The organism is Nonomuraea guangzhouensis, assembly GCF_019396345.1.
Classification (GTDB): domain Bacteria; phylum Actinomycetota; class Actinomycetes; order Streptosporangiales; family Streptosporangiaceae; genus Nonomuraea; species Nonomuraea guangzhouensis.
In genome coordinates this window covers 195,742-219,290 of record NZ_JAHKRM010000010.1, presented here as the reverse complement: position 1 = coordinate 219,290, position 23,549 = coordinate 195,742, and the positions used below count along the sequence as shown (strand labels likewise).

The window sequence follows — 23,549 nt, the reverse complement described above, 5'->3', positions numbered from 1 at the left end:
AGACACCGATCAATGAGGCAACGGGACACCGTTGTCATCCGCCAGGCGGCGCAGATCCTCGATCTCGGTGGTGAGGGTGTCGGCGAGGTAGTCGTCCCCGGCGCACCGGGCCTCCCGAAGGCCCTTGTAAGCCTGGTCGAGGCGGCTTTCGATCGTGGTCGTGAACTCGCCCATCTCACCTACTCTCTTCAGGGGTTGCGGGGCGAAGAGCACCCACCACGCGCGTGGCACCCACATGAGGCACACGGCGATGGGTGTCCAGCAGGCATACCCCAGCCCATCACGTACCAAAACATGAATTTGGCTGTGCCTTGCAGCACAGCCGTCGCACATGCCTTACCGTGCGCTTATCGCAGGTGTGGGCAGAATGAAGCAGCGGATCCGGAGAGAGGTGCCAGTCGTGCGAGTGCTGGTTGTAGAGGACGAGCGGGTGCTCGCCGACGCGATCGCGACCGGTCTGCGGCGCGAGGCCATGGCGGTGGATGTGGCCTATGACGGTGGTGGCGCGCTGGAACGCACCTCCTACATCGACTACGACGTGATCGTTCTGGACCGTGACCTGCCGGTCGTGCACGGGGACGAGGTCTGCCGTCGCCTGGTGGAGCAGCGTACGGCCTCGCGCATCCTGATGCTGACCGCGTCCGGCGACGTCGACGACAAGGTGGAGGGGCTCGGCCTGGGGGCCGACGACTACCTGGCCAAGCCGTTCGTCTTCGTCGAGCTGGTCGCCCGGGTGCGCGCGCTCGGCCGCCGGTCCGCGCCCGCGCTGCCGCCCGTTCTGGAGCGGGGCGGGGTCCGGCTGGACCCGGGCAAGCGGTTGGTCGAGCGTGAGGGCAAGGAGATCATCCTCACGAAGAAGGAGTTCGCGGTCCTGGAAGAGCTGATGCGGGCGGAGGGCGCCGTCGTCAGCCAGGAGGACCTGCTGGACAAGGCGTGGGACGAGAACATCGACCCGTTCACCAACGTGGTGCGGGTGACGATGATGACGCTGCGCAAGAAGCTTGGGGATCCGCAGGTGATCGAGACGGTGCCCGGAGTGGGATACAAGTTGTGAGAGAACGGCCGGAGCGCGAGGCCATGCCGACGCACCCGATGATCAGCCCCCATTCGGAGCGGGCCGTGTCGCGGAGCAAGCAGATGCCGCCGGTCCCGCCACCGAGTGGGCCGCCCGCCTGGGACGGCCCGCCGCCACCGTCGTACACCCGGCCGCAGCGGACCACGATCGAGCGGGTCCGGGAGCTGCCGCGCAGGCTGAGCATCCGATGGAGGCTCACCATCGCCTACGGCTCGCTGTTCTTCGTGGCCGCGGCGGTGCTCCTGATCTCCATGTACGTCATCGTCGGCACCGCGATCAACGTCGTGTGGCCGGAGCCCAACACCGACAACATCGACGCCATCGCCGCGGCCATCTTCCGCGCGCAGTGGTACGCCGTGAAGGACCAGACCGTCGCCAGCGCCCGCGACGCGCTGCTGAAGAGCTCCTTCATGGCGCTGGCGGGCGTCGGCATCCTGGCGGTGATGCTCGGCTACTTCGTCGCCGACCGGGCGATGCGGCCGGTGAGCCAGATGACGGCCACGGCCAAGAAGCTCTCCGAGAGCACTCTCGCCCATCAGCGCATCGATCTGAAGGGCCCGGACGACGAGCTGAAGGAGCTGGCCGACACCTTCGACGCCATGCTCACCCGGCTCAATCTCGCCTTCGACACCCAGCGCAGGTTCGTCGCCAACGCCTCGCACGAGTTGCGGACCCCGCTGACCATCAACAGGACGGTCCTGGAGATCGCGCTGTCAGATCCCGAGGCGTCGGAAGATCTCAAAGCGCTCGGGCGTACCCTGCTCGAAGTCAACGCGCGCAACGAGAAGCTCATCGAGGGTCTGCTGCTGCTCGCCAGGAGCGAACGCGAGCTGGCGGTCCGCAAGCCGCTGGACGTCCAGGAGGTCGCCCAGACCGCCGTCGAGCAGGTGACTCCATTCGCCGAAGATAACTCGGTAACCATCACCACCGAACTGGTCAGCGCGCCTACCATAGGCGATCCGGTGCTCTTGGAGCGCTCCGTGAGCAACCTCCTCGAGAACGCCGTCAAGTACAACATTCCAGAAAACGGAAAAGTATGGATCCGAACGGGAATGGTGGACGGGGCACTGGTTGTTCAGGTGGCCAACACGGGGCAGCACGTCCCGGCGTACGAGGTGAACACCCTGTTCGAGCCCTTCAGGAGGCTCCACGCGGACCGCGTGGATTCGGCGAAGGGATCAGGGCTGGGGCTGTCCATCGTTCGTGCTGTTGTGCAGGCTCACGGTGGAAATGTGACCGCCGTGCCTCGGGAGGGCGGAGGACTTGTGGTGACCATTCGGCTGCCGAGCCGCTGATCCGGCGTGTTGCACCACGGCGGGCGTCTCGTTCTCGCCGCACATGTGGTTGGATGTGCCGTCGAACACGGTGGTGCATGCCGCCAAGGCTGTGGGTTTGGCCATATTTGGCTAACCATTGCCGATGGCAGCAGGCCCTGACGTGTTGGGAGGTTCGTGCTTCCTTCCTGCTGGGTACCGATGCAAAAATTCCCCCGGCAGAACGGGCACAAGATGAGGCTCCTGGACGTTAGAAGACGCGCGATGAGCGCGAAGACTTATAGATGAGGGGGATGGAGCAAGCACAATGGCTACCGATTACGACAGCCCGCGCAAGACGGACGACGACCTGGGGGAAGACAGCCTTCAGGAGCTCCAGGCGCGGCGCACCGACAAGTCGTCGGGCAGCATCGACATCGATGAGACAGACCTGGCCGAGTCGCTCGAACTACCCGGTGCAGACCTGTCGAACGAAGAGCTGAGCCTGCGCGTGATCCCGCGCCAGGCTGACGAGTTCACCTGCTCGCGTTGCTTCCTGGTGCACCACCGCAGCCAGCTGGCATCTGAGAAGAACGGCCAGCAGGTGTGCCGGGAGTGCGCCGCCTGACGAAGGAGGCTCCGCGTGGCCGCACCTGAGAAGGACCGGCAACCAGGAAACGAGACCGCCGACCCCGAGCAAGAGGTCGGCGAGCTCGTGGGCAGGCTCGCCGACCCCGGTGAGCTGGAGCCGGCCGAGCGGCGTCGGCTGCTCGGCCGTCTAGCCCGCACTCTGGCCTCTGGCGCGAACAAGGCGCGTGAGACCGGAGTCGGGCGCGGACGCTGGCTGGCGGATGTGTTCATGAACATCGCGCCCCGCATCCCCATCAGAGATCTGCACACGCTTTCCGAGCATCATCACGGCTTGACCGGCGAGCAACTCGCCGACGACCTGGTGCGCACCGCCCAAAAGGCGACCATGACGGTCGGCGCCATCGGCGGAGCGCTCGCCGCGGCCGAGTTCGCGGCGCCACCCCTCCTGCTCTCCGCTCCGGCGCAGCTCGTCGCCGAGACCATCGTGGTGGCCGCCATCGAGGTCAAGCTGCTGGCCGAACTGCACGAGGTCTATGGCGTACGCGTCGAGGGCACCGGCACCCAGCGCGCGGCCGCCTTCGCCGCGGCCTGGGCCAAACAGCGCGGCGTCGACCCCCTCAGCCCCGCCTCGGTCTCACTCGCCCTCGGCGCGGCCACCAAGACCGCCGTGCGCAACCGGCTCCTGCGTACCCTCGGGCGCCACCTGACCACACTGGGCCCGTTCCTCACCGGCGCCGTCGCCGGCGGCGCGCTCAACCGGATCGCGACCAAGAAGCTGGGCCAGGCCATCCGCGAGGACCTGCGCGGCAAGCTGCCGCCCGGCGGCCGGTCACGGGAGCTGGACCAGGGTTAGACCCGCAACCCGTCGAACGTCATCTTGAGCAGCGCGTCGGCCAGGTCGTCCGCCGAGCCGCCGCGCGGCGGCCGGTACCACTCGGTGATCGAGTTCACGGTGCCGAACAGCAGCCGCGTCACCAGCGACGGGTCCACGTCGGGCCGGATGCCGCCCTCCGCCGCCGCCTCCTTGACCAGGTGGCTGACGAACCGGTCGATCTCCCGCCGCCGCTCCAGTGCCGCCTGCTCGGTCGCGCTGTTGCCCCGCACGCGCAGCAGCAGCGTCACGTACGGCAAGCGGTCGACGAGGATGTGGACGCTCTGGCGTACCACCCATTCCAGGCGGGCGATCGCCGGGCCCGAGGTGGCGCGCTCGTCGGCGATCATCGCGAACAGGCCGCCGAGCGCCCGGTCCAGCGCCCGCGCCAGCAGCTGCTCCTTGCCCGGCACGTGGTAGTAGATCGCCGACTTGGTGACGCCGAGCGCCCTGGCCAGGTCCTCCATGCTGGTGCCGTCGTAGCCGCGCTCGTTGAACACGTCCACGGCGATGGCGAGCACGGACTCGGGATCGTGTCCGCGTTTCCCCCGGCGGGTCGTACTGGTCGCCATGTGGCTAAGTATCCCGCTTGTCCATGACTCGCCGGAGTTTGCCCACCGAGCGCTCCAGCGTCTCCGGGTCCACCACCTCGACCTCGACCTGCACGCCGATGGTGTCCTTGACGGCCCGGCGCACCGCCTCCCCGGCCGCCGCGCGGGCCTCTGTGCCCGCCTCAAGGCTCCGCCGGGCCTCGACCTTGACCGTCATCACGTCGAGCCGTCCCGGCCTGGTGAGGTGCACCTGGAAGTGCGGCGACAGTCCCGGCACGCGCAGCACGATCTCCTCGATCTGGGTCGGGAAGACGTTCACCCCGCGCAGGATGATCATGTCGTCGGTGCGGCCCGTCACCTTCTCCATCCGCCGGAACGCCGGCCGCGCGGTGCCGGGCAGCAGCCGGGTCAGGTCGCGGGTCCGGTAGCGGATGATCGGCAGCGCCTCCTTGGTGAGGCTGGTGAAGACCAGCTCGCCCGTCTCGGCCGGGGCCCCGGTGAACGGGTCGACGGTCTCGGGGTAGAAGTGGTCCTCCCAGACGTGCAGGCCGTCCTTGGACTCGACGCACTCGTTGGCCACGCCGGGTCCCATCACCTCCGACAGGCCGTAGATGTCGACGGCGTCCAGGTCGAAGCGGTCCTCGATCTCCGCGCGCATCTCCTCGGTCCACGGCTCGGCGCCGAAGACGCCGATCCGCAGCGAGGACGCGCGGGCGTCGAGGCCCTGGCGGTCGAACTCGTCGAGCAGCGCCAGCATGTACGACGGCGTGACCATGATGACGTCCGGCCGGAAGTCGGCGATGAGCCGCACCTGGCGGGGCGTCATGCCGCCGGAGACCGGTATCACCGTGCAGCCCAGCCGCTCCGCGCCGTAGTGGGCGCCCAGGCCGCCGGTGAACAGGCCATAGCCGTAGGAGATGTGCACGATGTCGCCGGGCCGGCCGCCCGAGGCGCGGAGCGAGCGGGCCATGACATCGGCCCAGATGTCGAGATCCTTCTTCGTGTAGCCGACCACCGTGGGCTGCCCGGTGGTGCCGCTGGAGGCGTGCACCCGCGCCACCCGCTCCCGTGGCACGGCGAACATGCCGAACGGGTAGCAGTCGCGCAGGTCCTGCTTCGTGGTGAACGGGAACTTCGCCAGGTCGCCGAGCTCCTTGCAGTCGGCGGGGTGGACGCCGTGCTCATCAAACTTCTGCCGATATTTCGCGACATTTTGGTATGCGTGGTGGAGCGTCCATTGGAGGCGCTCCAGCTGGAGCGCCATGAGCTCGTCGCGCGAGACCCGCTCGATCGGGTCGAGCTCTCCGGGCCGAGGGGCGGCGCCGAGTCTCATCGCATCTCCCTGCTGCGGCCGCGGAACTCCGCGACCACCTCGCCGTCGTCCTTCTTCACCGTGATGTCGTAGATGCCGCTGCGCCCGTAGCGGGTGCGCTCGGCGGCTTCGGCCACCAGCACGTCGCCCGCGTGGGCCGGCGCCACGAAGGTGATCTCCGCGCCGGCCGCGACCGTCACCGGGCCGTGGCTGTTGCAGGCGCAGGCGAACGCGGTGTCGGCCAGCAGGAAGACGTAGCCGCCGTGGCACAGCGCGTGCCCGTTGATCATCCGCTCGGTGACCTTCATGCGGCACACCGCCCGGCCGGTGCCCAGCTCCGCCAGCTCGATGCCCAGGGCCGCGGAGGCGGTGTCGGCGTCCATCATGCGGCGCGCGCTCTCCAACGCAAGTCTCCCTTGTCAACTGACCGAATGTTCGGTAAACACTTCACCGTCCGGCCCGATCCCTGTCAAGAGACGGACGGAACCCCCCGAGGTACGCCTGAACGGGAGGAAACCATGGTCAAGCCGTTCGCCTCGTCCGCCGATCTCGGCGAGAAGCGGCAGTCGCTGGAAGTGCTGGCCGAGGGCGTCTACGCGCTCACCGCCGAGGGCGACCCGAACGTCGGCGCGATCGAGGGCGAGGACTTCCTGGTCTGCTTCGAGGCGCTGGCCACCCCGGTCGCCGCCCGCGAGTGGCTCGCCCGGCTGCGCGAGCACACGGACAAGCCGATCAGATACCTCGTGCTGTCGCACTATCACGCGGTACGGGTGCTGGGCGCCTCGGCGTTCGGGGCCGACGTGATCGTCACGCACGACAAGACCAGAGAGCTGATCGCCGAGCGTGGCGCCGAGGACTGGGCCAGCGAGTACGCCCGGATGCCCCGGCTGTTCAAGGAGCCCGGCTCCATCCCCGGCCTGACGTGGCCCACGGCGACCTTCAGCGACCGGTTCACCATCGCGCTCGGCGGCGGGCGCGGCGACCTGGTGCTGGCCCACTGCGGGCGCGGGCACACCGAGGGCGACCTGGTGGCCTGGCTGCCGGAGCAGCGCATCATGTTCGCCGGCGACCTGGTCGAGTCGCAGGCCGCCCTCTACACCGGCGACGCCTTCCACCGCGACTGGTCCACCACGACGCTCGACCGGGTCGCCGCGTTCGGCGCGGAGACGCTGGTGGGCGGCAGGGGAGCCGTGGCCCGTGGCGCGCGGGGCGTGGAGGCGGCCATCGCGCAGACCCGTGACTTCCTGGCCGTGATGCTCCGCGAGGTCGGCCGGGCCCACGAGGGCGGCGGCACGCTCAAGGAGGCGTTCGCGAACACCCACCGGGCACTCGAACCCCGCTACGGCGCCTGGCCCATCTTCGAGCACTGCCTGCCGTTCAACGTCTCCCGGCTGTGGGACGAGCTCGACGGCGTCGAACGACCGGTCATCTGGACGGCCGAACGCGACCGCGCGGTCTGGGAGCAGCTCCAGTCGTGACTGGGGACGCGGTCATCGTCATCGGGGCCGGGCCCGTCGGGCAGACGGCGGCGCTGCTGCTGGCTCACTGGGGGCTGCCCGTGCTCGTCCTCGACCGGAGTCCCGCGCGCGCCGCCACGGGGTCCAGGTCCATCTGCCAGCAGCGGGACGTGCTCGACATCTGGTCGGCCGTCGGCGCGGGCCGGATCGCCGCGGAGGGTCTGGCCTGGACCACCGCCCGCACCTACTACCAGGGCCGCGAGCTGTTCTCGTGGACGTTCGGCGGCCAGGGCCCGCTGCCGCCGTGCGTCAACATCTCGCAGTCGCGCACCGAGCGGATCCTGGACGACGCCATCGCCGCCCAGCCGCTCATCGAGGTGCGCTGGGACCACGAGGTCACCGGCCTGACCCAGGACACCGAGGGCGTCACGGTGCACTGCGGTGACCGGGTGCTGCGCGCCCCCTACGTGCTGGCCTGCGCGGGCGCCAAGGCCCAGCAGGTACGCCGGGCGCTGGGCATCACCTTCGACGGAGAGACCTTCGACGACCAGTTCCTCATCTGCGACATCAGGGCCGACCTGCCCGGCTGGGAGCACGAGAGGCGCTTCTACTTCGACCCCGAGTGGAACCCCGGCAGGCAGGTGCTCATCCATCCCTGCCCCGGATCGACGTTCCGCATCGACTGGCAGGTCCCGCCGGACTACACCCCAACAGAAGCCGATATTTCGCGAAAAATCAGGCAAATCATTGGTGAGCGGGACTATGACCTGCTCTGGCGGACCACGTACCGCTTCCACTCCCGCGTCGCCTCCCGCATGCGGGCGGGCCGGGTGCTGCTGGCCGGTGACTGCGCCCACCTGGTGGCCCCGTTCGGCGCCCGTGGCCTCAACTCCGGCGTGCCCGACGCCGAGAACGCCGCCTGGAAGCTGGCCTTCGTCGCCTGCGGCTGGGCCCCAGAAGAGCTGCTGGAGACGTACCACATCGAGCGGCACGCGGCCGCGCTGGAGAACCTGGAGGTGACCGGCGCCACCATGCGCTTCCTGGCGCCGAGGACCGAGGGGGAGCGGGCGCGCCGGCGGGCGGCGCTGGAGAAGGGCGTGCCCGAGGAGATCGACTCGGGCCGGTTCGCCGAGCCGTACTGGTATGTCGACTCGCCGCTCACCACACCCGACCCGAGGCGCCCTTTCGGTGGCCGGCCCCCGAAAGGGGCGAGTCCGGCGCCCGCTCCCGGGGTGGTGCTGCCCGACGTCCCGCTGCCGGGCGGTGGCCGGCTGCGCGAATTCTGCCGAGCCGGAATCCTTGTCCTATTGGGCGATATGTGCGATTCACGTTTGTTTGCGCAGGTCCTGGGCAAGGTCACTACGGCGCCGCTCGCCGTGCGGGAGTTCGCGGCATTGGACCGCTCCGGAGACCTGGCGGAGACGCTGGGTGTGGAGCGGGGCGAGGTCTGGATCGTCAGGCCGGACGCCCATGTCGCGGCGATTGTCTCCCAAGCGAAGCCCGAGCGGGTGAGCGCCGCCGTGCGCCGCGTCCTGCGGCTCGCGGAGGATGCAGTCTAGGAGGACCTGGGTGAGTGGCCGTAACTCGTTTATGATCGTCGCCAACCGGTTGCCGGTGGATCGAACGGTCGAGCCGGACGGGACGGCCTCGTGGCGCAGGAGCCCCGGCGGGCTCGTGACCGCCATCGCTCCTGTCATGCAGCGCCGGCACGGCGCCTGGCTGGGCTGGCACGGCGCCGCCGACGAGCTCCTGGAGCCGTTCGACCAGGACGGCATGAACCTGATCCCGGTGCCGCTCTCGGCCAGTGAGGTGGAGCTCTACTACGAGGGCTTCTCCAACGCCACACTCTGGCCGCTCTATCACGACGTGGTGGCGCCGCCGGTGTTCGATCGCGGCATGTGGGACGCCTATCGCGCCGTCAACCAGCGCTTCGCCGAGGCCGCGGCCGAGGCGGCCGAGGAGGGGGCGGTCGTCTGGGTGCAGGACTACCAGCTCCAGCTCGTCCCCGCCATGCTGCGCAGGCTCCGGCCGGACCTGCGCATCGGCTTCTTCCTGCACATCCCGTTCCCGCCGGTCGAGCTGTTCTGGCGGCTGCCCTGGCGCAAGGAACTCGTCGAGGGGCTGCTCGGGGCCGACCTGGTGGGCTTCCAGCTGCCCGGCGGCGCCTCGAACTTCCGGCGGCTGTGCCGCAGGCTGCTCGGCCTGCCGTACAAGGGGAACGAGATCTTCCTCGACGACCGGATCGTGACCACGCAGGCGTTCCCCATCTCGGTGGACTTCGGCGAGCTCGACCGGATGGTGCGCGAGCCGCACATCATGACCCGGGCCAAGGAGATCAGGGCCGAGCTCGGCGATCCGGAGCACGTGCTGCTCGGCGTGGACCGGCTCGACTACACCAAGGGCATCGGGCTACGGCTGGAGGCGTTCGGCGAGCTGCTCAAGGAGGGGCGGCTGCAGCCCAACGAGGCGGTGTTCGTGCAGATCGCCACGCCTTCGCGGGAACGGGTGGAGGAGTACCGACGCTTGCGCGACGACATCGAGCTGCAGGTCGGCCGGATCAACGGCGAGCACGCGATGCTCGGCCTCCAGCCGATCCAGTATTTCCACCAGTCGTACGGCCGGGAGGAGCTGGCCGCGCTCTACCTGGCCGCCGACGTCATGGTGGTCACGCCGCTGCGTGACGGGATGAACCTGGTGGCCAAGGAGTACGTCGCCTGCCACCACGACCTACGGGGCGCGCTCGTGCTCAGTGAGTTCGCCGGGGCGGCCGACGAGCTGCGGCAGTCGTACCTGGTCAATCCCTATGACGTCGAGGACGTCAAGCGGCAGATGATGACGGCGATGCGGGCCACGCCGCACGAGCTGTCCCGGCGGATGCGGACGATGCGCCGCCGGGTCGCCACCTACGACGTGGACCGCTGGGCCGGCGAGTTTCTCAATGCTTTGGAGTCACCTGCTTCACGGTCTTCCACGCCTCATACCGCTTCTTGGCGGTCCGGTTGACCACGATCTGCGCCACGGACATCCCGACGCCCATCACCACGGCGTAACCGATCGCCTCGCCCAGGCTGACCTCGGGTGAGTCGGTGTCGATCGGCGGCTCCTTGCCGGTGGTCTTCACCCAGACGAACCCGAGGATCTTGCGCGCCGCCCAGGCGGTGACCAATCCGACCAGACCGCCGATGACCCGCCAGGCGAGGTCGGGCTTGTCGTCTGCCATCCGAACGTCTCCTTCCGCTTTGTAACGAACACTAGTCTGCAACGCCTCCCAGGCCGGTGAAGCCGTACCATATGGAGGCATGAATCAGCAGCGACTACGCCATGCCGCCATGCCGGAGAAACCGACTCTCGATGGCTTGGAGCAGGTATGGGTAGCCCGCTGGGAAGATGACGGTACCTACCGGTTCGACCGGTCCAAGACGCGCGAGCAGATCTACTCGATCGACACACCGCCGCCCACCGTCTCCGGCTCCCTCCACGTCGGTCACGTCTTCTCCTACACGCACACTGACACCATCGCCCGCTACCAGCGGATGCGCGGGCGCGAGGTCTTCTATCCCATGGGGTGGGACGACAACGGCCTGCCCACCGAGCGCCGGGTGCAGAACCACTTCGGCGTCCGCTGTGACCCTTCGGTGCCCTACGACCCCGACTTCACACCTCCGGCCAAGCCCGACCCCAAGCGGCAGATCTCCGTCTCACGCGGCAACTTCATCGAGCTGTGCGAGCGGCTGACCGCCGAGGACGAGAAGGCCTTCGAGGAGCTGTGGCGCCGGCTGGGGCTGTCCGTCGACTGGTCGATGACGTACGCGACCATCGACGCCGGGGCACGGGCCGCCTCGCAGCGGGCCTTCCTGCGCACCCTGGCGCGCGGCGAGGCCTACCTGGCCGAGGCGCCGACGCTGTGGGACGTCTCCTTCCGCACCGCCGTCGCCCAGGCCGAGCTCGAAGACCGCGAGTGGCCGGGAGCCTTCCACCGGGTCTCCTTCTACGGCGAGAAGGGGCCGGTCTGGATCGAGACGACCCGGCCCGAGCTGCTGCCCGCCTGCGTGGCCCTGGTGGCGCACCCCGACGACGAGCGCTACCAGCCGCTGTTCGGCACCTCGGTGCTGACGCCGCTGTTCGGCGCCGAGGTGCCGGTGCTGGCCCACCACCTGGCCGAGCCCGACAAGGGCTCCGGCATCGCGATGGTCTGCACGTTCGGCGACATCACCGACGTCACCTGGTGGCGGGAGCTGGCGCTGGAGACCAGGCCGATCATCGGCAAGGACGGCCGCCTGCTGCCCGAGCCGCCCGAGGGCGTCGAGCAGGAGCCGTACAAAGAGCTGGCCGGCAAGACTGTCCACAGCGCCCGCGAACGCGTCGTGGAGCTGCTGCGCGAGTCGGGCGACCTGGACGGCGACCCGCGCCCCACGCGGCGGATGGTGAAGTTCTACGAGAAGGGCGACCGCCCGCTGGAGATCGTCACCACCCGTCAGTGGTACATCCGCAACGGCGGGCGCGACCCCGAGCTGCGCGAGCGGCTGCTGGACAGGGGCGCCGAGCTGCGCTGGCACCCGCCGCACATGAAGGTGCGCTACGACAACTGGGTGCGGGGGCTGGCCGGCGACTGGCTGATCTCCCGGCAGCGCTTCTTCGGCGTGCCGATCCCCGTCTGGTACCCGCTGGACGGGTCGGGCGAGCCCGACTACTCCCGTCCGCTGGTCCCGCCGGAGGACCTGCTGCCGATGGACCCCTCCTCGCAGGTGCCCGACGGCTACACCGAGGACCAGCGGGGCGTGCCGGGCGGCTTCATGGGCGATCCGGACATCATGGACACCTGGGCGACCTCGTCCCTCACGCCGGAGATCGCCGGCGGCTGGGAGCGCGATCCCGACCTGTTCGGCCGGGTCTTCCCGATGGACCTGCGGCCGCAGGCGCACGAGATCATCCGCACCTGGCTGTTCTCCACCGTGGTCAGGGCGCACCAGGAGTTCGGCACGCTGCCGTGGCGCGACGTGGTCATCGCGGGCTGGATCCTCGACCCCGACCGCAAGAAGATGTCCAAGTCCAAGGGCAACGTCACGACGCCGCTCGGGCTGCTGGAGGAGTACGGCTCCGACGCCATCCGCTACTGGGCGGCCAGCGGCCGGCCCGGCACCGACACGGCCTTCGACACCGGCCAGATCAAGGTCGGCCGGCGGCTCGCCATCAAGATCCTCAACGCGTCGAAGTTCGTGCTCGGCTTCCCGGACTCCGATGCGGCGGTCACCGAGCCGCTCGACCTGGCGATGCTGGCCCAGCTCTCCAGCGTGGTCGAGGAGGCCACCCAGGCGTTCGAGGGCTACGACTACACCCGGGCGATGGAGGCCGCCGAGCGCTTCTTCTGGGCGTTCTGCGACGACTACCTGGAGCTGGTCAAGGCCAGGGCCTACGAGAGCGGCCCGGCGGCCGCCTCGGCGCACGCGGCGCTGCGCCAGGCGCTCGACGTGCTGCTGCGGCTCTTCGCGCCGTTCCTGCCGTTCGTCACGGAGGAGGTCTGGTCCTGGTGGCGTCCCGGCTCGGTCCACCGCGCGGCCTGGCCGTCGGTGCCGGCGGGCGCGGGTGACCCGGCGGTGCTCACCGTGGCCTCCGACGTGCTCGCGCGGATCCGCAAGGCCAAGTCCGCGGTCAAGCTGTCGATGCGCGCCGAGGTCTCCCGCCTCACCGTGTCCGGCCCCGAGATCGCCCTGGTACGGCTGGCACAGGACGACCTGTGCGGCGCGGGCAACGTCGAGGAGTTCGTCCTCGACGACGGTCCCGAGTTCGCCGTCGAGGTGACGCTCGAACAGTAGGAGCTAGTAGTCGCACACCCCCGAGGGGAAGATCGCCTCAAGGCGGGCCCGCTCCTCGGGGGAGGGGCGCCACGAGCCGTACAGGCCGCGGGCGATGGCCCTGGACACCGGCTGCAGGCGGCACTTGTAGACCCCGCCCTCCAGCGGACCGCCCGCCACGACGCGGGAGGTGGAGTAAAGCGGGAAGCGCGCCGTGCAGGCGCCGGCGGCGTGGTGGTCCAGGATGCCGTCCCACACGTGCGGACCGGCCGCGATCTGCGCCCCGGTGGTGCTGAAGCAGCGGTCCACGGCCGCGGCGGGCTTGTTGCCCGCCACCCCGCGCCACGGGCGGGCGCGGAGGTTGGCCATCCACTGGTCCATCACCCGCAGCGCCTCGGGCGTCTGGTCGAACGCCGGCCCGTCGGGGCGGGCGTCGGTGAACCAGATGACCTGGTTGCCGGCGTTGCCGTCGTAGTTCAGCATCCGCTGGCGCGAGACGAACGACTGGTGCGCGTCGTGCATGTCGAGCTGGTCCTCGAGGTAGTGGCGCCAGTCGATGACCGGGATGGCGATGTCGCCCTTGAACACCAGGCCGCTGCGCTCCACGTTCTTGATCGCGATCGGGTCGCCGGTCCGCCGCGGAGCCGGGTCCCCCGTCTGCTGGTTGCGGGCGCTCCACGGGTCGAACTGGGCCGGATCCTGGCAGAGGGAGGGGGTGAACGGACAGCCCTCCCGCACCATGTCCTTCGACTCCTTCCAGGAGCCGGCGCGCGCGTTGACGTCGAGGAACTCCGCGGGCGTGATCAGGCCCTTCACCAGCGACGTCAAACCGTACTGGACGCCGACGTTGTCCCAGGTGGAGCGGGCGTAGCCGTCGGGGGCGACGCCGTAGACCTCGCGCAGGTCGTCCCAGTGCGTCCACTGGACCGTGTCCTTGACGCCGGGCGGGTCCATCTTGGCCCACTCGGGATCGTTGCTGGAGCTCCATAACGGGTTCATGGTCAGCGGCGTGAGCCCCCGCCAGCCCTTGACGCACTCGTCGGAGCCGGGCTTGCCGGTATAGGGGTTGTCCACGGTGTCGCTGGCGTTCATCCCGATCAGCGCGGTCCGCGCATCCCAGGACGCCCAGCGCGGGTTGTGGTCCATGTACCGTTCGAGCAGCTCGCAGTCGCCGACGTGGATGGTCTGGGTGACCATGTCGGGATAGGAGTATTGCGGGATCGCCGCGTCGATCACCTCGGTGCCGTAGTTCTGCCCGTAGATGTACTGCTGGAGGGCGCCGCCCGAGCCGCCCACGCCGACCGTGTAGAGCGGTACGCCGTACCGCTCGATGAACCGCTCCTTCACCATCAGCGCCGTCTCGCCGCCCAGGATCAGGTTGTAGTGCGTCGAGGTGCGGGTGCCCGACGAGTAGAGGATCGCGTAACCCTTGCCCAGCCCGTACGCGTCGAGCGCGCTGCCGCCGAGCGTGCCCTGGTCGTGGCCGATCCCCACGCCACCGTCGAAGCGGTAGATCGCCCGGCCGTTGTAGCCGTCCTCCAGCATCGCGATGGAGTAGAGGAAGCGGTTGATCACGCCGCGCTCGCGGCGGACCACGAAGTCCACGGTCCGGCCGTCGATCGTGGTGGCGGTCGTCATGTCCGCGGGACGCTCGGCGGGCATCGTCTTGAACGTGCCGTCCGTCGAGCGGTAGAGCCGCTCCGTCAGCACCGGCGCGAAGCAGTCCCTGCTCCACCCGCCCGTGGTGCGCATGCCCTGGCCGTCCTGGTTGTCGGCGACCGGCGGGCCGAGCCCGCTCCGCTCGGTCTTGCACAGGAACGGGTATTGGTGCGGCCCCGAGAAGATCGGTCCGGAGATCGGGTGGTTGCGTAACTTCAGCGTCTCTTTGAACGGCCCGGCTAACGCCTTGATCGTGTTGTCGCCGTCGATCAGCCCGGTCACCAGGCCGCTGAACGACTCACCGCCGGGGTCCGGTTTGAAGGCCGCGGTGACGTCCTCGCCGTTGCGCAGCACCTTCAGGCGCATGCCCTGGCTCACCTGTACCCGGATCAGGGCGTCACCGCCGCTGACCCGGTCGGCGCGGCTGGACAGCACGTCGAGCGCGGGCTCGCCGCGCGAGGCCAGGGCGGGCACCGGGGCCGCGACGAGACACGCGATCACGGCGGTGATGGCGCTCACCTTGAGCAGCGCGACGGTCTTCATGCCCATGACGTTCGCATGTGATCATGCCGTTGCCCAGACCCGATCTTTTATCCGCGCGCATCCATTCCGCTCACGTGCCAGTCTTGAACACGTGCTGACCGACCGCCCAACCAAGCTCGTGCCACCCGTGCTGGCCAAGATGGCCGCCTGGTGCCTGTGCCTGATCCTCGTCGGCGTGGTCGTCTACTTCTTCGTCCAGGGCATCGCGCGGCTCAGCTTCGTGGCCCTGCCCGTCGCCATCGCCCTGTTGCTGACCGCGCTGCTGTTCCCGCTCACCAGGAGCCTGCGCGATGCGGGCATGCGCCCCATCTACGCCACCTGGATCACCATGCTGGTGGCGCTCGCGGTGCTCAGCGGCACCGGCTGGCTGGTCGGCGCGCGGGCCACCGAGGAGTTCCCCAACCTGGTCGAACAGGTCCAGTCCACCGCCCGCGACGTCCAGAACTGGCTGATCACCGGCCCGCTGCACCTCAAAGAGGCGCAGATCACCAGCTACGTCGACGAGATCGCGACGATGGTCAACGCCCAGCGCACGGCCATCACGAGCACGGTCCTGACCGCCGGCGCCGTCGCCTTCGAGGTGCTCGCGTCCCTCGTGCTGCTGCTGTTCGTCTCGTTCTTCCTGCTCAAGGACGGCGACCGGATCTGGTCGTGGTTCCTGCGGGGGTTCGGCTCGATGGAGCCACGGGTCGACCGGGCCGGCCGGGCCGCCTGGACCACGCTCTCCCACTACGTGCAGGGCACCGTCGCGGTCGCCGCCGTGCACGGCTTGATCATGGGCATCGTGCTGGCCGGCATGGGCGTGCCGCTATGGGCGCCGCTCGCGGTGCTGATCTTCTTCGCCAGCTTCATCCCGATCGTCGGCATCTTCTTCGCGGGTACGATCGCCACCCTGGTCACGCTGGGCGCCAAAGGGCCCGTCTACGCGCTGATCTTCATCGGCATCCTGGTCGTCGAGCAGCAGCTGGAGAACCACGTGCTCCAGCCGCTCATCGTCGGCCGGGCGCTCAACTTCCACCCGCTGGCCATCATCCTCGTGCTGGCCGTCGGCGGCATCCTGGCCGGCATCGCGGGAGCGGCGGTGGCCGTGCCCGTGGCGGCGGTGATCTACCGGGCGCTGCCCGAGCTGGTGCACAAACCGGCCGCCCTTCCGCCGGTCCCCGCCCCGCCACCCGACCCCCCGCCGGGCGCGGAGGCGGGGGACAAGGACGATAGTCCGTCTGACACCGAGTAATCTCGTCACCCGTGACCACCTCACCGAGGGACGCCCGAGTTCGGAGGGCTTTTCCCCTTTTCCCGGTGGCCCGACACTCCACCCGCCTGTCCGGTGCGACCGGAGCGCGGGCGGAAGGGCGTACCTTGAGGCTGAGGGGGCGCATCGCCGCCGAGCACCACGACCGTGAGGTGAACCCTTGACCGACGTGCAGGTCCTCATTCAGCGACTCGACGACGGGCTGCCGGTGCCGTCCTACGCCCATCCGGGCGACGCGGGCGCCGACCTTTACGCGGCCGAGGACGTCGAGCTGCTGCCCGGTGAGCGCGCCGTGGTCGGGACGGGCCTCGCGATCGCGCTGCCCGACGGCTACGCCGCGTTCGTGCACCCTCGCTCGGGCCTGGCCGCCAAGTACGGCGTCACGCTGGTCAACGCGCCAGGCACGGTCGACGCCGGCTACCGCGGCGAGATCAAGGTGACGGTGATCAACACCGACGCCAAGGAGCCCTTCCGCCTGAGCCGTGGGGACCGGGTGGCCCAGCTGGTCGTCAAACGCGTCGAGCGGGCGGCGTTCACCGAGGTGGAGCTGCTGCCCGGCTCGGCCCGCGGCACCGGCGGTTTCGGATCAACAGGACGTTAACCAGGGAGAGTGAGCACAGTGTTCCGACGTCGCCGTCGTGAGCAGCCGGATCAGGCGGCAGAGCAGAAGGCCTCCGCCGCCCCCATGCGCGAATCCGGCCCATGGGACGCCGACGAGCCCCACCCCGACACCGACAGGATCGATCTCGGCGGGCTGCGCCTGCCGCACAACCCCGACTTCGATCTGCGGCTGGCCTCGGTGGGTGACCAGAACGTCGGTGTCGTCGTGCTGTACGAGGAGAGCTCGCTGCAGCTCCAGGCACTGGCCGCGCCCAAGACCATGGGTCTGTGGGACGAGGTCCGGGCCAAGATCCATTCGGGTGCCAAGAATCTCACCGAGCAGGCGGGCCCGTTCGGTCCCGAGCTGCTCGGCGACATCGCCGGCGAGGGCAACACCACCCGCAAGGCCCGCTACATCGGCATCGACGGTCCGCGCTGGTTCCTGCTGGCGATGATCAGCGGCCGGGCCGCGCTCGACGAGAACGTGGCGAACGTGCTCCTCGACTTCGTCAGGGATGTCGTGGTCGTCCGGGGCACCGAGCCGATGGCCCGGGAAGAGGCGATCACGCTGCGCCGCCCCAACGAGCAGAGCGCCGAGACGGACGAGAGCCCGGGGCTCAACCCGTTCAAACGAGGACCCGAGATCAGCGAGATTCGCTGACCGTTCCTATCACGTAGGCTGAGTCATCATGAGTACGGCAGAACCTCCGAAACGCGGGGGATTGCGCGGTTTCTTCAGTCGGCTGGCCTCCACCCAGTCCGAAATCGAAGCCCAAGAACTACGGGAAGACGTCGACGAGGTCGGCGCGACCCCCATCGTCTCGTGTGGCGGGCGGCGTCGCTTCTGCGTAGCCGGTACGCTACGTACCGTGACACTGCGGCCCAGAGGCGGCGCACCCGCCCTCGAGGCCGAGCTCTACGACGGGTCGGACGTCATCGACCTGGTGTGGCTCGGCCGCCGCAAGATCGCGGGCATCGAGCCCGGGCGCACCGTCAAGGCAGAGGGCCTGGTCAGCATGCAGGACGGGCGCAAGGTGATGTTCAATCCTCGCTACGAGCTGCGCCCAGGGAGTTGATCAGGTGAGTGCTGAGGCGGAAGAGGTCGCCCACGACACCGTCGAAGCGGCGGTGCGAGCCCAGCTCGCCAAGGCGTTCGGCGGCGTGCGGGGCATCATCGAGGCGGCGGTGCCGACCATCGCGTTCACGCTGTCGTGGATCGTCACCGAAGACCTGAAGCTGTCGCTCATCGTCAGCATCTCGCTGGCGGTCGTGCTGCTGCTGGTCAGGATCGTGCAGCGGTCGACGCCGCAGTTCGTGATCAACAGCCTGATCGGCATCGCGATCGGCGCGTTCTTCGCCAGCCGCACCGGCGACGCGAAGGACTACTTCCTGCCCGGCATCCTGTGGAACGCCGGCTACTCGTTGGCGATGCTGCTGTCGATCGTCACCCGCTGGCCCGTGGTCGGGTTCCTGATCGGCTCGGTCACCGGCGACCCCACGGCCTGGCACAAGGATGCGGGCATCGTCCGGCTCTGCACCAAGCTGACCTGGATGCTGCTGATCCCGTGCGTGGTCCGGGTGGCCGTGCAGCTGCCCGTGTGGCTGTTCGGCGGCGGCGACGAGGCCGTGGCCGCCCTCGGCTTCGCGAAGATCGTGATGGGCTGGCCGCTCCAGGTGGCCGCCCTCGGCGCGATGCTGTGGCTGCTCGGCAGGGGGCGAACGCCGATCAAGCCGGTCGCCCCCGCCTAGCCTCCCCGTCAGCCGCTCAGTGCTGGGAGAGCAGGTGCGCCAGCTCCTGCTCCACCTCCTGGTTGGCGACGAACAACAGCTCGTCGCCCGCCTCCAGCGGGTCGTCGTTGGTCGGCACCAGCACCCGGCCCTCGCGCAGGATCGCGACCAGCGCCGAGTCGACCGGCCACGGCACCGAGCCGGCCCGCTGGCCCACCACGGGCGCGTCCTCGGCCAGGGTGAGCTCGACCAGGTTGGCCTGCCCCTGGCGGAAGGTCATCAGCCGCACCAGGTCGCCGACGCTCACCGCCTCCTCGACCAGCGCGCTCAGCAGGCGCGGCGTCGAGACCGCCACGTCCACGCCCCACGACTCGTTGAACAGCCACTCGTTGTTGGGGTGGTTGATGCGGGCCACCACGCGCGGCACGCCGTACTCGGTCTTGGCCAGCAGCGACACCACGAGGTTGACCTTGTCGTCGCCGGAGGAGGCGACGACGACGTGGCAGTTGCTGAGGCCCGCCTCGTCGAGCGAGGCGATCTCGCAGGCGTCGGCCAGCAGCCATTCCGCCCGCGGCACACTGTCGATCTTGATGGCGCGGGGGTCGATGTCGATCAGGAGGACCTCGTGGCCGTTCTCCAGCAGTTCGGCCGCGATGGACCGGCCCACGGCCCCCGCCCCGGCGATGGCGACGCGCATCAGTGGTCCTCTTCCGGTGCCAGGGCCAGCACCTTGTTGATCCGCTCCATGTCGTTCTCGGCGGCGACGACGTGCAGCACGTCGCCTTCCTGGATCACGGTGTCCTCGGCGATGACCAGGGCCTCGCCCATGCGGTTGAGGTAGGCGGCGCGGGTCCTGGCCCGTGCCTCGAGATCGACGACCCGGGTGCCGATCCAGCTGGGATGCGTGGCGACCTCCGCCAGGATCACGGTGCCGGTGGGGTCGCGCCAGAGCGGCTCGGCGCCCTCGGGCAGGATGCGGCGCAGGATCTGGTCGGCGGTCCACCGCACGGTCGCCACCGTGGGAATGCCCAGCCGCTGGTAGACCTCGGCCCGCCGCGGGTCGTAGATGCGGGCCACCACGTTGTCGACGCCGAACGTCTCGCGCGCCGCGCGCGCCGAGATGATGTTGGAGTTGTCGCCGCTGGAGACCGCCACGTACGCGGCCGCGGACTCGATGCCCGCCTCGGTGAGCACGTCACGGTCGAATCCGACGCCGGTCACCCGCCGCCCGCGAAAACCGGCCCGCAGCCGGCGGAAGGCCTGAGGATCGCGATCAATGATCGCGACCGTGTGGCCGTTGTCCTCGAGGATGTGGGCCAGGGTCGAACCGACCCGGCCACAGCCCATGATCACTATATGCATACTCCCCCGCACTTCGCGGTCGGCCGGTTGCTCGACACCAGTATGGCCCGATAGGGGAGCACCCCGTCGGCGCCCCTGGCATGGGGGACTAGCATTTCGTTACGTGGCGAAGGTAACGGATCTTGTCAAACGCGTGCTTGTGGGGCGGGCGCTAAGAAGCGGCCAGCTTCACGAGCAACTGCTGCCCAAACGTATAGCCCTGCCCATCTTCGCCAGCGACGCCCTGTCCTCGGTGGCGTACGCGCCGCAGGAGATCCTGGTCATCCTGTCGCTGGCGGGCGTGTCGTTCTACTCCTACAGTCCGTGGGTCGCGATCGCCGTCGTGGTCGTGATGCTCACGGTCGTGGCCTCGTACCGGCAGAACGTGCACGCCTACCCGAGCGGCGGCGGCGACTACGAGGTGGCCACCACCAACCTGGGCAAGAACGCCGGGCTGACCGTGGCCAGCGCGCTCATGGTCGACTACGTGCTGACCGTGGCCGTGTCGGTCGCCAACGGCGTCGACTACGTGGGCGCCACGATCCCGTTCGTCGGCGAGCACAAGCCGGCCGTCGCCATCGGCATCGTGGTCCTGCTCACCGTCGTCAACCTGCGCGGCCTGCGCGAGTCGGGGGCGGCCTTCGCCATCCCGACGTACGCGTTCATGCTCGCGGTGCTGGGGTTGATCGCCTGGGGCGGCTTCCGGCTGCTGGTGCTCGGCGACGAGTTGCAGGCGCCCAGCGCCGGGTTCACGATCGACGCCGAGCAGGCGAACCTGACCAGCTTCGCCGCCGCCTTCCTGATCCTGCGCGCCTTCTCCTCCGGCTGCGCGGCGCTGACCGGTGTCGAGGCCATCAGCAACGGCGTGCCCGCCTTCCGCAAGCCCAAGAGCAAGAACGCCGCCACCACGCTGCTCATGATGGGCCTGGTGTCGATCACCATGTTCGGCGGCATCATCGCGCTGGGCCTGGCCTCGGGCGTGAAGGTGGCCGAGCCGTCCGTGGTGGCCCACGACCTGCACCTGCCGGACGGGTCGCCGGTCGGGCCCGGTTACTACCAGCAGCCGATCATCTCGCAGGTGGCCGACGCGGTCTTCGGCGGCGGCTCGCTGCCGTTCGTGGTCATCTCGGCGGTCACCGCGCTCATCCTGTTCCTCGCCGCCAACACCGCCTTCAACGGCTTCCCGGTGCTCGGCTCGATCCTGGCCCAGGACCGCTACCTGCCCCGCCAGCTGCACACCCGCGGCGACCGGCTGGCCTTCTCCAACGGCATCGTCATCCTGGCGCTGGGCGCGTGCCTGCTGCTGTGGGGGTTCAACGCCGACGTCAGCCGGCTGCTGAACCTCTACATCGTCGGCGTGTTCGTCTCCTTCACGCTCAGCCAGATCGGCATGGTCATCCACTGGACCCGCCATCTCAAGACCGAGACCGACCCCAAGATCCGGCACCAGATGCACCGCTCGCGGGTGATCAACTTCTTCGGCGGCATCATGACCGGGCTGGTGCTGGTCGTGGTGCTGCTGACCAAGTTCCTGGTCGGCGCCTGGATCGTGTGCTTCGCGATGCCGGTCCTGTTCCTCATGATGAAGGCCATCCGGCGCCACTACGACAACGTGGCGGCCGAGCTGGAGATCACCGAGGAGTTCGACGAGTCGATGCTGCCGGCGCGCAACCACGCGATCGTGCTCGTCTCCAAGATTCACAAGCCGACGATGCGTGCCCTCGCCTACGCCCGCGCCACCAGGCCGTCCACGCTGGAGGCGATCACCGTCGGCGTCGAGGGCGCCGATGCCCGCCACCTCCAGGACGAGTGGGAGCGCCTGGGCATCCCGGTGCCGCTCAAGATGCTCGACTCCCCCTACCGGGAGATCACCCAGCCGATCCTCGACTACGTCAAGACCCTGCGCCGCCGCTCACCGCGCGACGTGGTGACTGTGTTCATCCCGGAGTACGTGGTCGGTCACTGGTGGGAGCACCTGCTGCACAACCAGAGCGCGCTGCGGCTGAAGGCGCGGCTGCTGTTCAAGCCGGGTGTGATGGTGACGAGCGTGCCGTGGCAGCTCCACTCCTCCGACCGGCTCAAGGGGCGGCGCGAGCCGTTCGCGCCGGGCGCCTCGCGCCGGGCGGGACCTCAGATCGTCAAGAAGGACGTCAAGGCGAAGGACGAGGTCAAGGCGAGCGACCACTCTCTGTAGTGTAGTAAGCCCGGAAAGTGGCAGGGTCGGCCAGGGCATAGGGTGTCCGTGTGGAACAGGCATCTCTCGAGCTGACGGTAGGTCCGGTCGCCCATGGCGGCTGGTGCGTGGCGCGCCATGAAGGGCGAGTGGTCTTCGTACGCCACGCGCTGCCGGGCGAGCGGGTCATCGCCGAGGTCACCGAGGAGACCACCCGCTTCCTCCGGGCCGACGCCGTGCAGGTGCTCGACCCGTCACCCGACCGCGTGACCCCGCCCTGCCCCTTCGCCGGCCCCGGCCGCTGCGGCGGCTGCGACTGGCAGCACGCCACCCTGGAGGCGCAGCGCGGCCTCAAGGCCGCCGTGGTCGCCGAGCAGCTGAGCAGGCTGGCCGGCATCGAGCGTGAGGTCGTGGTCGAGGAGGTGCCGGGCGCCAAGGACGGGCTCGGCTGGCGCACCCGTGTCCAGTTCGCCGCCCGGCCCGGCGGCGAGCTCGGCTTCCGCAAGCACCGCTCGCACGACATCGAGGTGGTCGACGCCTGCCTGATCGCGCACCCGGAGGTGGAGGCCGTCGGGGCCGAGCAGCGCGAGTGGCGGGGCGCGTCCGGCGTCGAGGTGATCGCCTCCTCGGCCGGCGACCGGGCCGTGGTGGTCAAGCCGCGGCCCAGGCGTAGCGTGACCGTCCCTGACCTCGACGCGTCCGCCTCGATCCTGCTCGACCAGGGCAAGGGCCACACGGTGCCGCGCAAGGGCTCCGGGGTGCTGCACGAGCAGGTGGGCGACCGGGAGTTCAGGGTGGCGGGCAGCGGCTTCTGGCAGGTGCATCCAGGCGCCGCCGAGACCCTGCTCGACGCAGTGCTGTCCTATGCCGCGCCGGAGCCCGGAGAGTGGGCCCTGGACCTCTACTGCGGGGTCGGCCTGTTCGCCGCCGGCCTGGCGGAGGGCGTGGGGGCCGAGGGCGCGGTGTTCGGCCTGGAGTCGGAGGCCGCCGCCGTCCGCGACGCCCGCGCCAACCTCCGCGACCTGCCGCAGGCCCGGGTGGAGCGGGGGCGGGTGGAGGAGGCGCTGGACCGGTTCCAGATCGAGCGCGCCGACATCGTCGTCGTCGACCCGCCCCGGTCGGGGCTCGGGCGCGAGGTGGTCCACCGGATCGCCGCGCTGGAGGCGTCGCGGATCGTGTACGTCTCGTGCGACCCGGCGACGCTGGCCCGCGACCTGTCCTGGCTGGGTGACGACGGCTATGAGCTGGTCGATCTGCGGGCTTTCGACGCCTTTCCGATGACGCACCATGTGGAGTGCGTGGCACTGCTGGCCAGGAAGTAGCTCGTACGCTTGGGTGACCGGGCCGGTTG

Annotated in this window: 23 protein-coding genes; 15 read left to right on the top strand and 8 right to left on the bottom strand. The window is 69.5% G+C overall.

Annotation, left to right across the window (positions count from 1 at the left end; translation table 11 throughout):
• Positions 1 to 9: 9 nt before the first annotated feature.
• Positions 10 to 174 carry a hypothetical protein gene (locus KME78_RS22280; RefSeq protein WP_219531049.1) on the bottom strand — a complete coding sequence of 55 codons (165 nt, stop codon included), beginning with the start codon at positions 172 to 174 and terminating at the stop codon, positions 10 to 12.
• A 226-nt stretch (positions 175 to 400) separates the two neighbouring features.
• Between KME78_RS22280 and KME78_RS22275 the strand changes: the two genes are divergently transcribed.
• The 4 genes from KME78_RS22275 to KME78_RS22260 all read left to right on the top strand — a co-directional run bounded on the left by KME78_RS22275 (position 401) and on the right by KME78_RS22260 (position 3,772).
• Positions 401 to 1,054, top strand: a complete 654-nt coding sequence (locus KME78_RS22275; RefSeq protein WP_219531048.1) for a response regulator transcription factor — start codon at positions 401 to 403, stop codon at positions 1,052 to 1,054.
• A complete protein-coding gene (locus KME78_RS22270) occupies positions 1,051 to 2,370 on the top strand; it encodes a sensor histidine kinase (protein ID WP_308127079.1) in 1,320 nt (439 codons plus the stop codon). The genes KME78_RS22275 and KME78_RS22270 overlap by 4 nt, the downstream gene beginning before the upstream one ends.
• 286 nt (positions 2,371 to 2,656) lie before the next feature.
• Positions 2,657 to 2,956, top strand: coding sequence for a DUF4193 domain-containing protein (locus tag KME78_RS22265; RefSeq protein WP_020542847.1), 300 nt, complete (start codon positions 2,657 to 2,659; stop codon positions 2,954 to 2,956).
• 15 nt (positions 2,957 to 2,971) lie between these two features.
• Positions 2,972 to 3,772, top strand: coding sequence for a hypothetical protein (locus KME78_RS22260; protein WP_308127078.1), 801 nt, complete (start codon positions 2,972 to 2,974; stop codon positions 3,770 to 3,772).
• On the opposite strand, the gene KME78_RS22255 is transcribed toward KME78_RS22260, so the two are convergent.
• The 3 genes from KME78_RS22255 to paaI are packed head-to-tail and all read right to left on the bottom strand — an operon-like array spanning position 3,769 to position 6,039.
• Positions 3,769 to 4,362, bottom strand: coding sequence for a TetR/AcrR family transcriptional regulator (locus KME78_RS22255; RefSeq protein ID WP_219531047.1), 594 nt, complete (start codon positions 4,360 to 4,362; stop codon positions 3,769 to 3,771). The genes KME78_RS22260 and KME78_RS22255 overlap by 4 nt on opposite strands.
• Positions 4,363 to 4,366: 4 nt before the next feature.
• Positions 4,367 to 5,674, bottom strand: a complete 1,308-nt coding sequence (paaK, locus tag KME78_RS22250; protein WP_219531046.1) for a phenylacetate--CoA ligase PaaK — start codon at positions 5,672 to 5,674, stop codon at positions 4,367 to 4,369.
• A complete protein-coding gene (gene paaI, locus KME78_RS22245; RefSeq protein WP_219531231.1) occupies positions 5,671 to 6,039 on the bottom strand; it encodes a hydroxyphenylacetyl-CoA thioesterase PaaI in 369 nt (122 codons plus the stop codon). Before paaI ends, paaK begins: the two co-directional genes overlap by 4 nt.
• 132 nt (positions 6,040 to 6,171) lie before the next feature.
• On the opposite strand from paaI, the gene KME78_RS22240 reads away from it, so the two are divergent.
• From KME78_RS22240 to KME78_RS22230, 3 genes are read left to right on the top strand one after another with little or no spacing between them, the layout of a single operon-like run.
• Positions 6,172 to 7,131 carry an MBL fold metallo-hydrolase gene (locus KME78_RS22240; RefSeq protein WP_219531045.1) on the top strand — a complete coding sequence of 320 codons (960 nt, stop codon included), beginning with the start codon at positions 6,172 to 6,174 and terminating at the stop codon, positions 7,129 to 7,131.
• Positions 7,128 to 8,669 carry an FAD-dependent monooxygenase gene (locus tag KME78_RS22235; protein WP_219531044.1) on the top strand — a complete coding sequence of 514 codons (1,542 nt, stop codon included), beginning with the start codon at positions 7,128 to 7,130 and terminating at the stop codon, positions 8,667 to 8,669. Before KME78_RS22240 ends, KME78_RS22235 begins: the two co-directional genes overlap by 4 nt.
• A gap of 10 nt (positions 8,670 to 8,679) precedes the next feature.
• Entirely contained in the window at positions 8,680 to 10,113 is a 1,434-nt protein-coding gene (locus KME78_RS22230) for an alpha,alpha-trehalose-phosphate synthase (UDP-forming) (RefSeq protein ID WP_308127077.1), read from the top strand.
• Here the strand turns inward: KME78_RS22230 and KME78_RS22225 are convergent.
• On the bottom strand, positions 10,046 to 10,330 hold the full coding sequence (locus KME78_RS22225) for a DUF4235 domain-containing protein (RefSeq protein WP_219531042.1): 285 nt from the start codon (positions 10,328 to 10,330) through the stop codon (positions 10,046 to 10,048). The genes KME78_RS22230 and KME78_RS22225 overlap by 68 nt on opposite strands.
• Positions 10,331 to 10,409: 79 nt before the next feature.
• Here KME78_RS22225 and valS point away from each other — a divergent pair, with 79 nt between their 5' ends.
• Entirely contained in the window at positions 10,410 to 12,923 is a 2,514-nt protein-coding gene (gene valS, locus KME78_RS22220) for a valine--tRNA ligase (protein WP_246651570.1), read from the top strand.
• Positions 12,924 to 12,926: 3 nt separating this feature from the next.
• Here valS and KME78_RS22215 read toward each other — a convergent pair whose 3' ends face one another.
• A complete protein-coding gene (locus tag KME78_RS22215) occupies positions 12,927 to 15,104 on the bottom strand; it encodes a DUF6351 family protein (protein WP_219531041.1) in 2,178 nt (725 codons plus the stop codon).
• Positions 15,105 to 15,195: 91 nt separating this feature from the next.
• Between KME78_RS22215 and KME78_RS22210 the strand changes: the two genes are divergently transcribed.
• The 5 genes from KME78_RS22210 to KME78_RS22190 all read left to right on the top strand — a co-directional run bounded on the left by KME78_RS22210 (position 15,196) and on the right by KME78_RS22190 (position 18,705).
• On the top strand, positions 15,196 to 16,338 hold the full coding sequence (locus KME78_RS22210) for an AI-2E family transporter (protein WP_219531040.1): 1,143 nt from the start codon (positions 15,196 to 15,198) through the stop codon (positions 16,336 to 16,338).
• A 178-nt stretch (positions 16,339 to 16,516) separates the two neighbouring features.
• Entirely contained in the window at positions 16,517 to 16,957 is a 441-nt protein-coding gene (dut, locus tag KME78_RS22205) for a dUTP diphosphatase (RefSeq protein ID WP_219531039.1), read from the top strand.
• A gap of 9 nt (positions 16,958 to 16,966) precedes the next feature.
• Positions 16,967 to 17,617: a DUF3710 domain-containing protein gene (locus tag KME78_RS22200; RefSeq protein ID WP_308127076.1), complete on the top strand. Its 651-nt coding sequence runs from the start codon at positions 16,967 to 16,969 to the stop codon at positions 17,615 to 17,617.
• Positions 17,618 to 17,825: 208 nt separating this feature from the next.
• Positions 17,826 to 18,032 carry an OB-fold nucleic acid binding domain-containing protein gene (locus tag KME78_RS68445; RefSeq protein WP_225289212.1) on the top strand — a complete coding sequence of 69 codons (207 nt, stop codon included), beginning with the start codon at positions 17,826 to 17,828 and terminating at the stop codon, positions 18,030 to 18,032.
• 4 nt (positions 18,033 to 18,036) lie between these two features.
• Positions 18,037 to 18,705 (top strand): DUF3159 domain-containing protein, encoded by a 669-nt coding sequence (locus KME78_RS22190; RefSeq protein ID WP_308127075.1) that lies wholly within the window; start codon positions 18,037 to 18,039, stop codon positions 18,703 to 18,705.
• A 16-nt stretch (positions 18,706 to 18,721) separates the two neighbouring features.
• On the opposite strand, the gene KME78_RS22185 is transcribed toward KME78_RS22190, so the two are convergent.
• A complete protein-coding gene (locus KME78_RS22185; RefSeq protein ID WP_219531038.1) occupies positions 18,722 to 19,381 on the bottom strand; it encodes a potassium channel family protein in 660 nt (219 codons plus the stop codon).
• Entirely contained in the window at positions 19,381 to 20,046 is a 666-nt protein-coding gene (locus KME78_RS22180) for a potassium channel family protein (protein ID WP_219531037.1), read from the bottom strand. The genes KME78_RS22185 and KME78_RS22180 overlap by 1 nt, the downstream gene beginning before the upstream one ends.
• Before the next feature lie 103 nt (positions 20,047 to 20,149).
• Between KME78_RS22180 and KME78_RS22175 the strand changes: the two genes are divergently transcribed.
• Positions 20,150 to 22,219 carry an APC family permease gene (locus KME78_RS22175; RefSeq protein WP_308127074.1) on the top strand — a complete coding sequence of 690 codons (2,070 nt, stop codon included), beginning with the start codon at positions 20,150 to 20,152 and terminating at the stop codon, positions 22,217 to 22,219.
• Positions 22,220 to 22,269: 50 nt separating this feature from the next.
• Positions 22,270 to 23,520 carry a class I SAM-dependent RNA methyltransferase gene (locus KME78_RS22170; protein WP_308127073.1) on the top strand — a complete coding sequence of 417 codons (1,251 nt, stop codon included), beginning with the start codon at positions 22,270 to 22,272 and terminating at the stop codon, positions 23,518 to 23,520.
• Positions 23,521 to 23,549 lie beyond the last annotated feature (29 nt).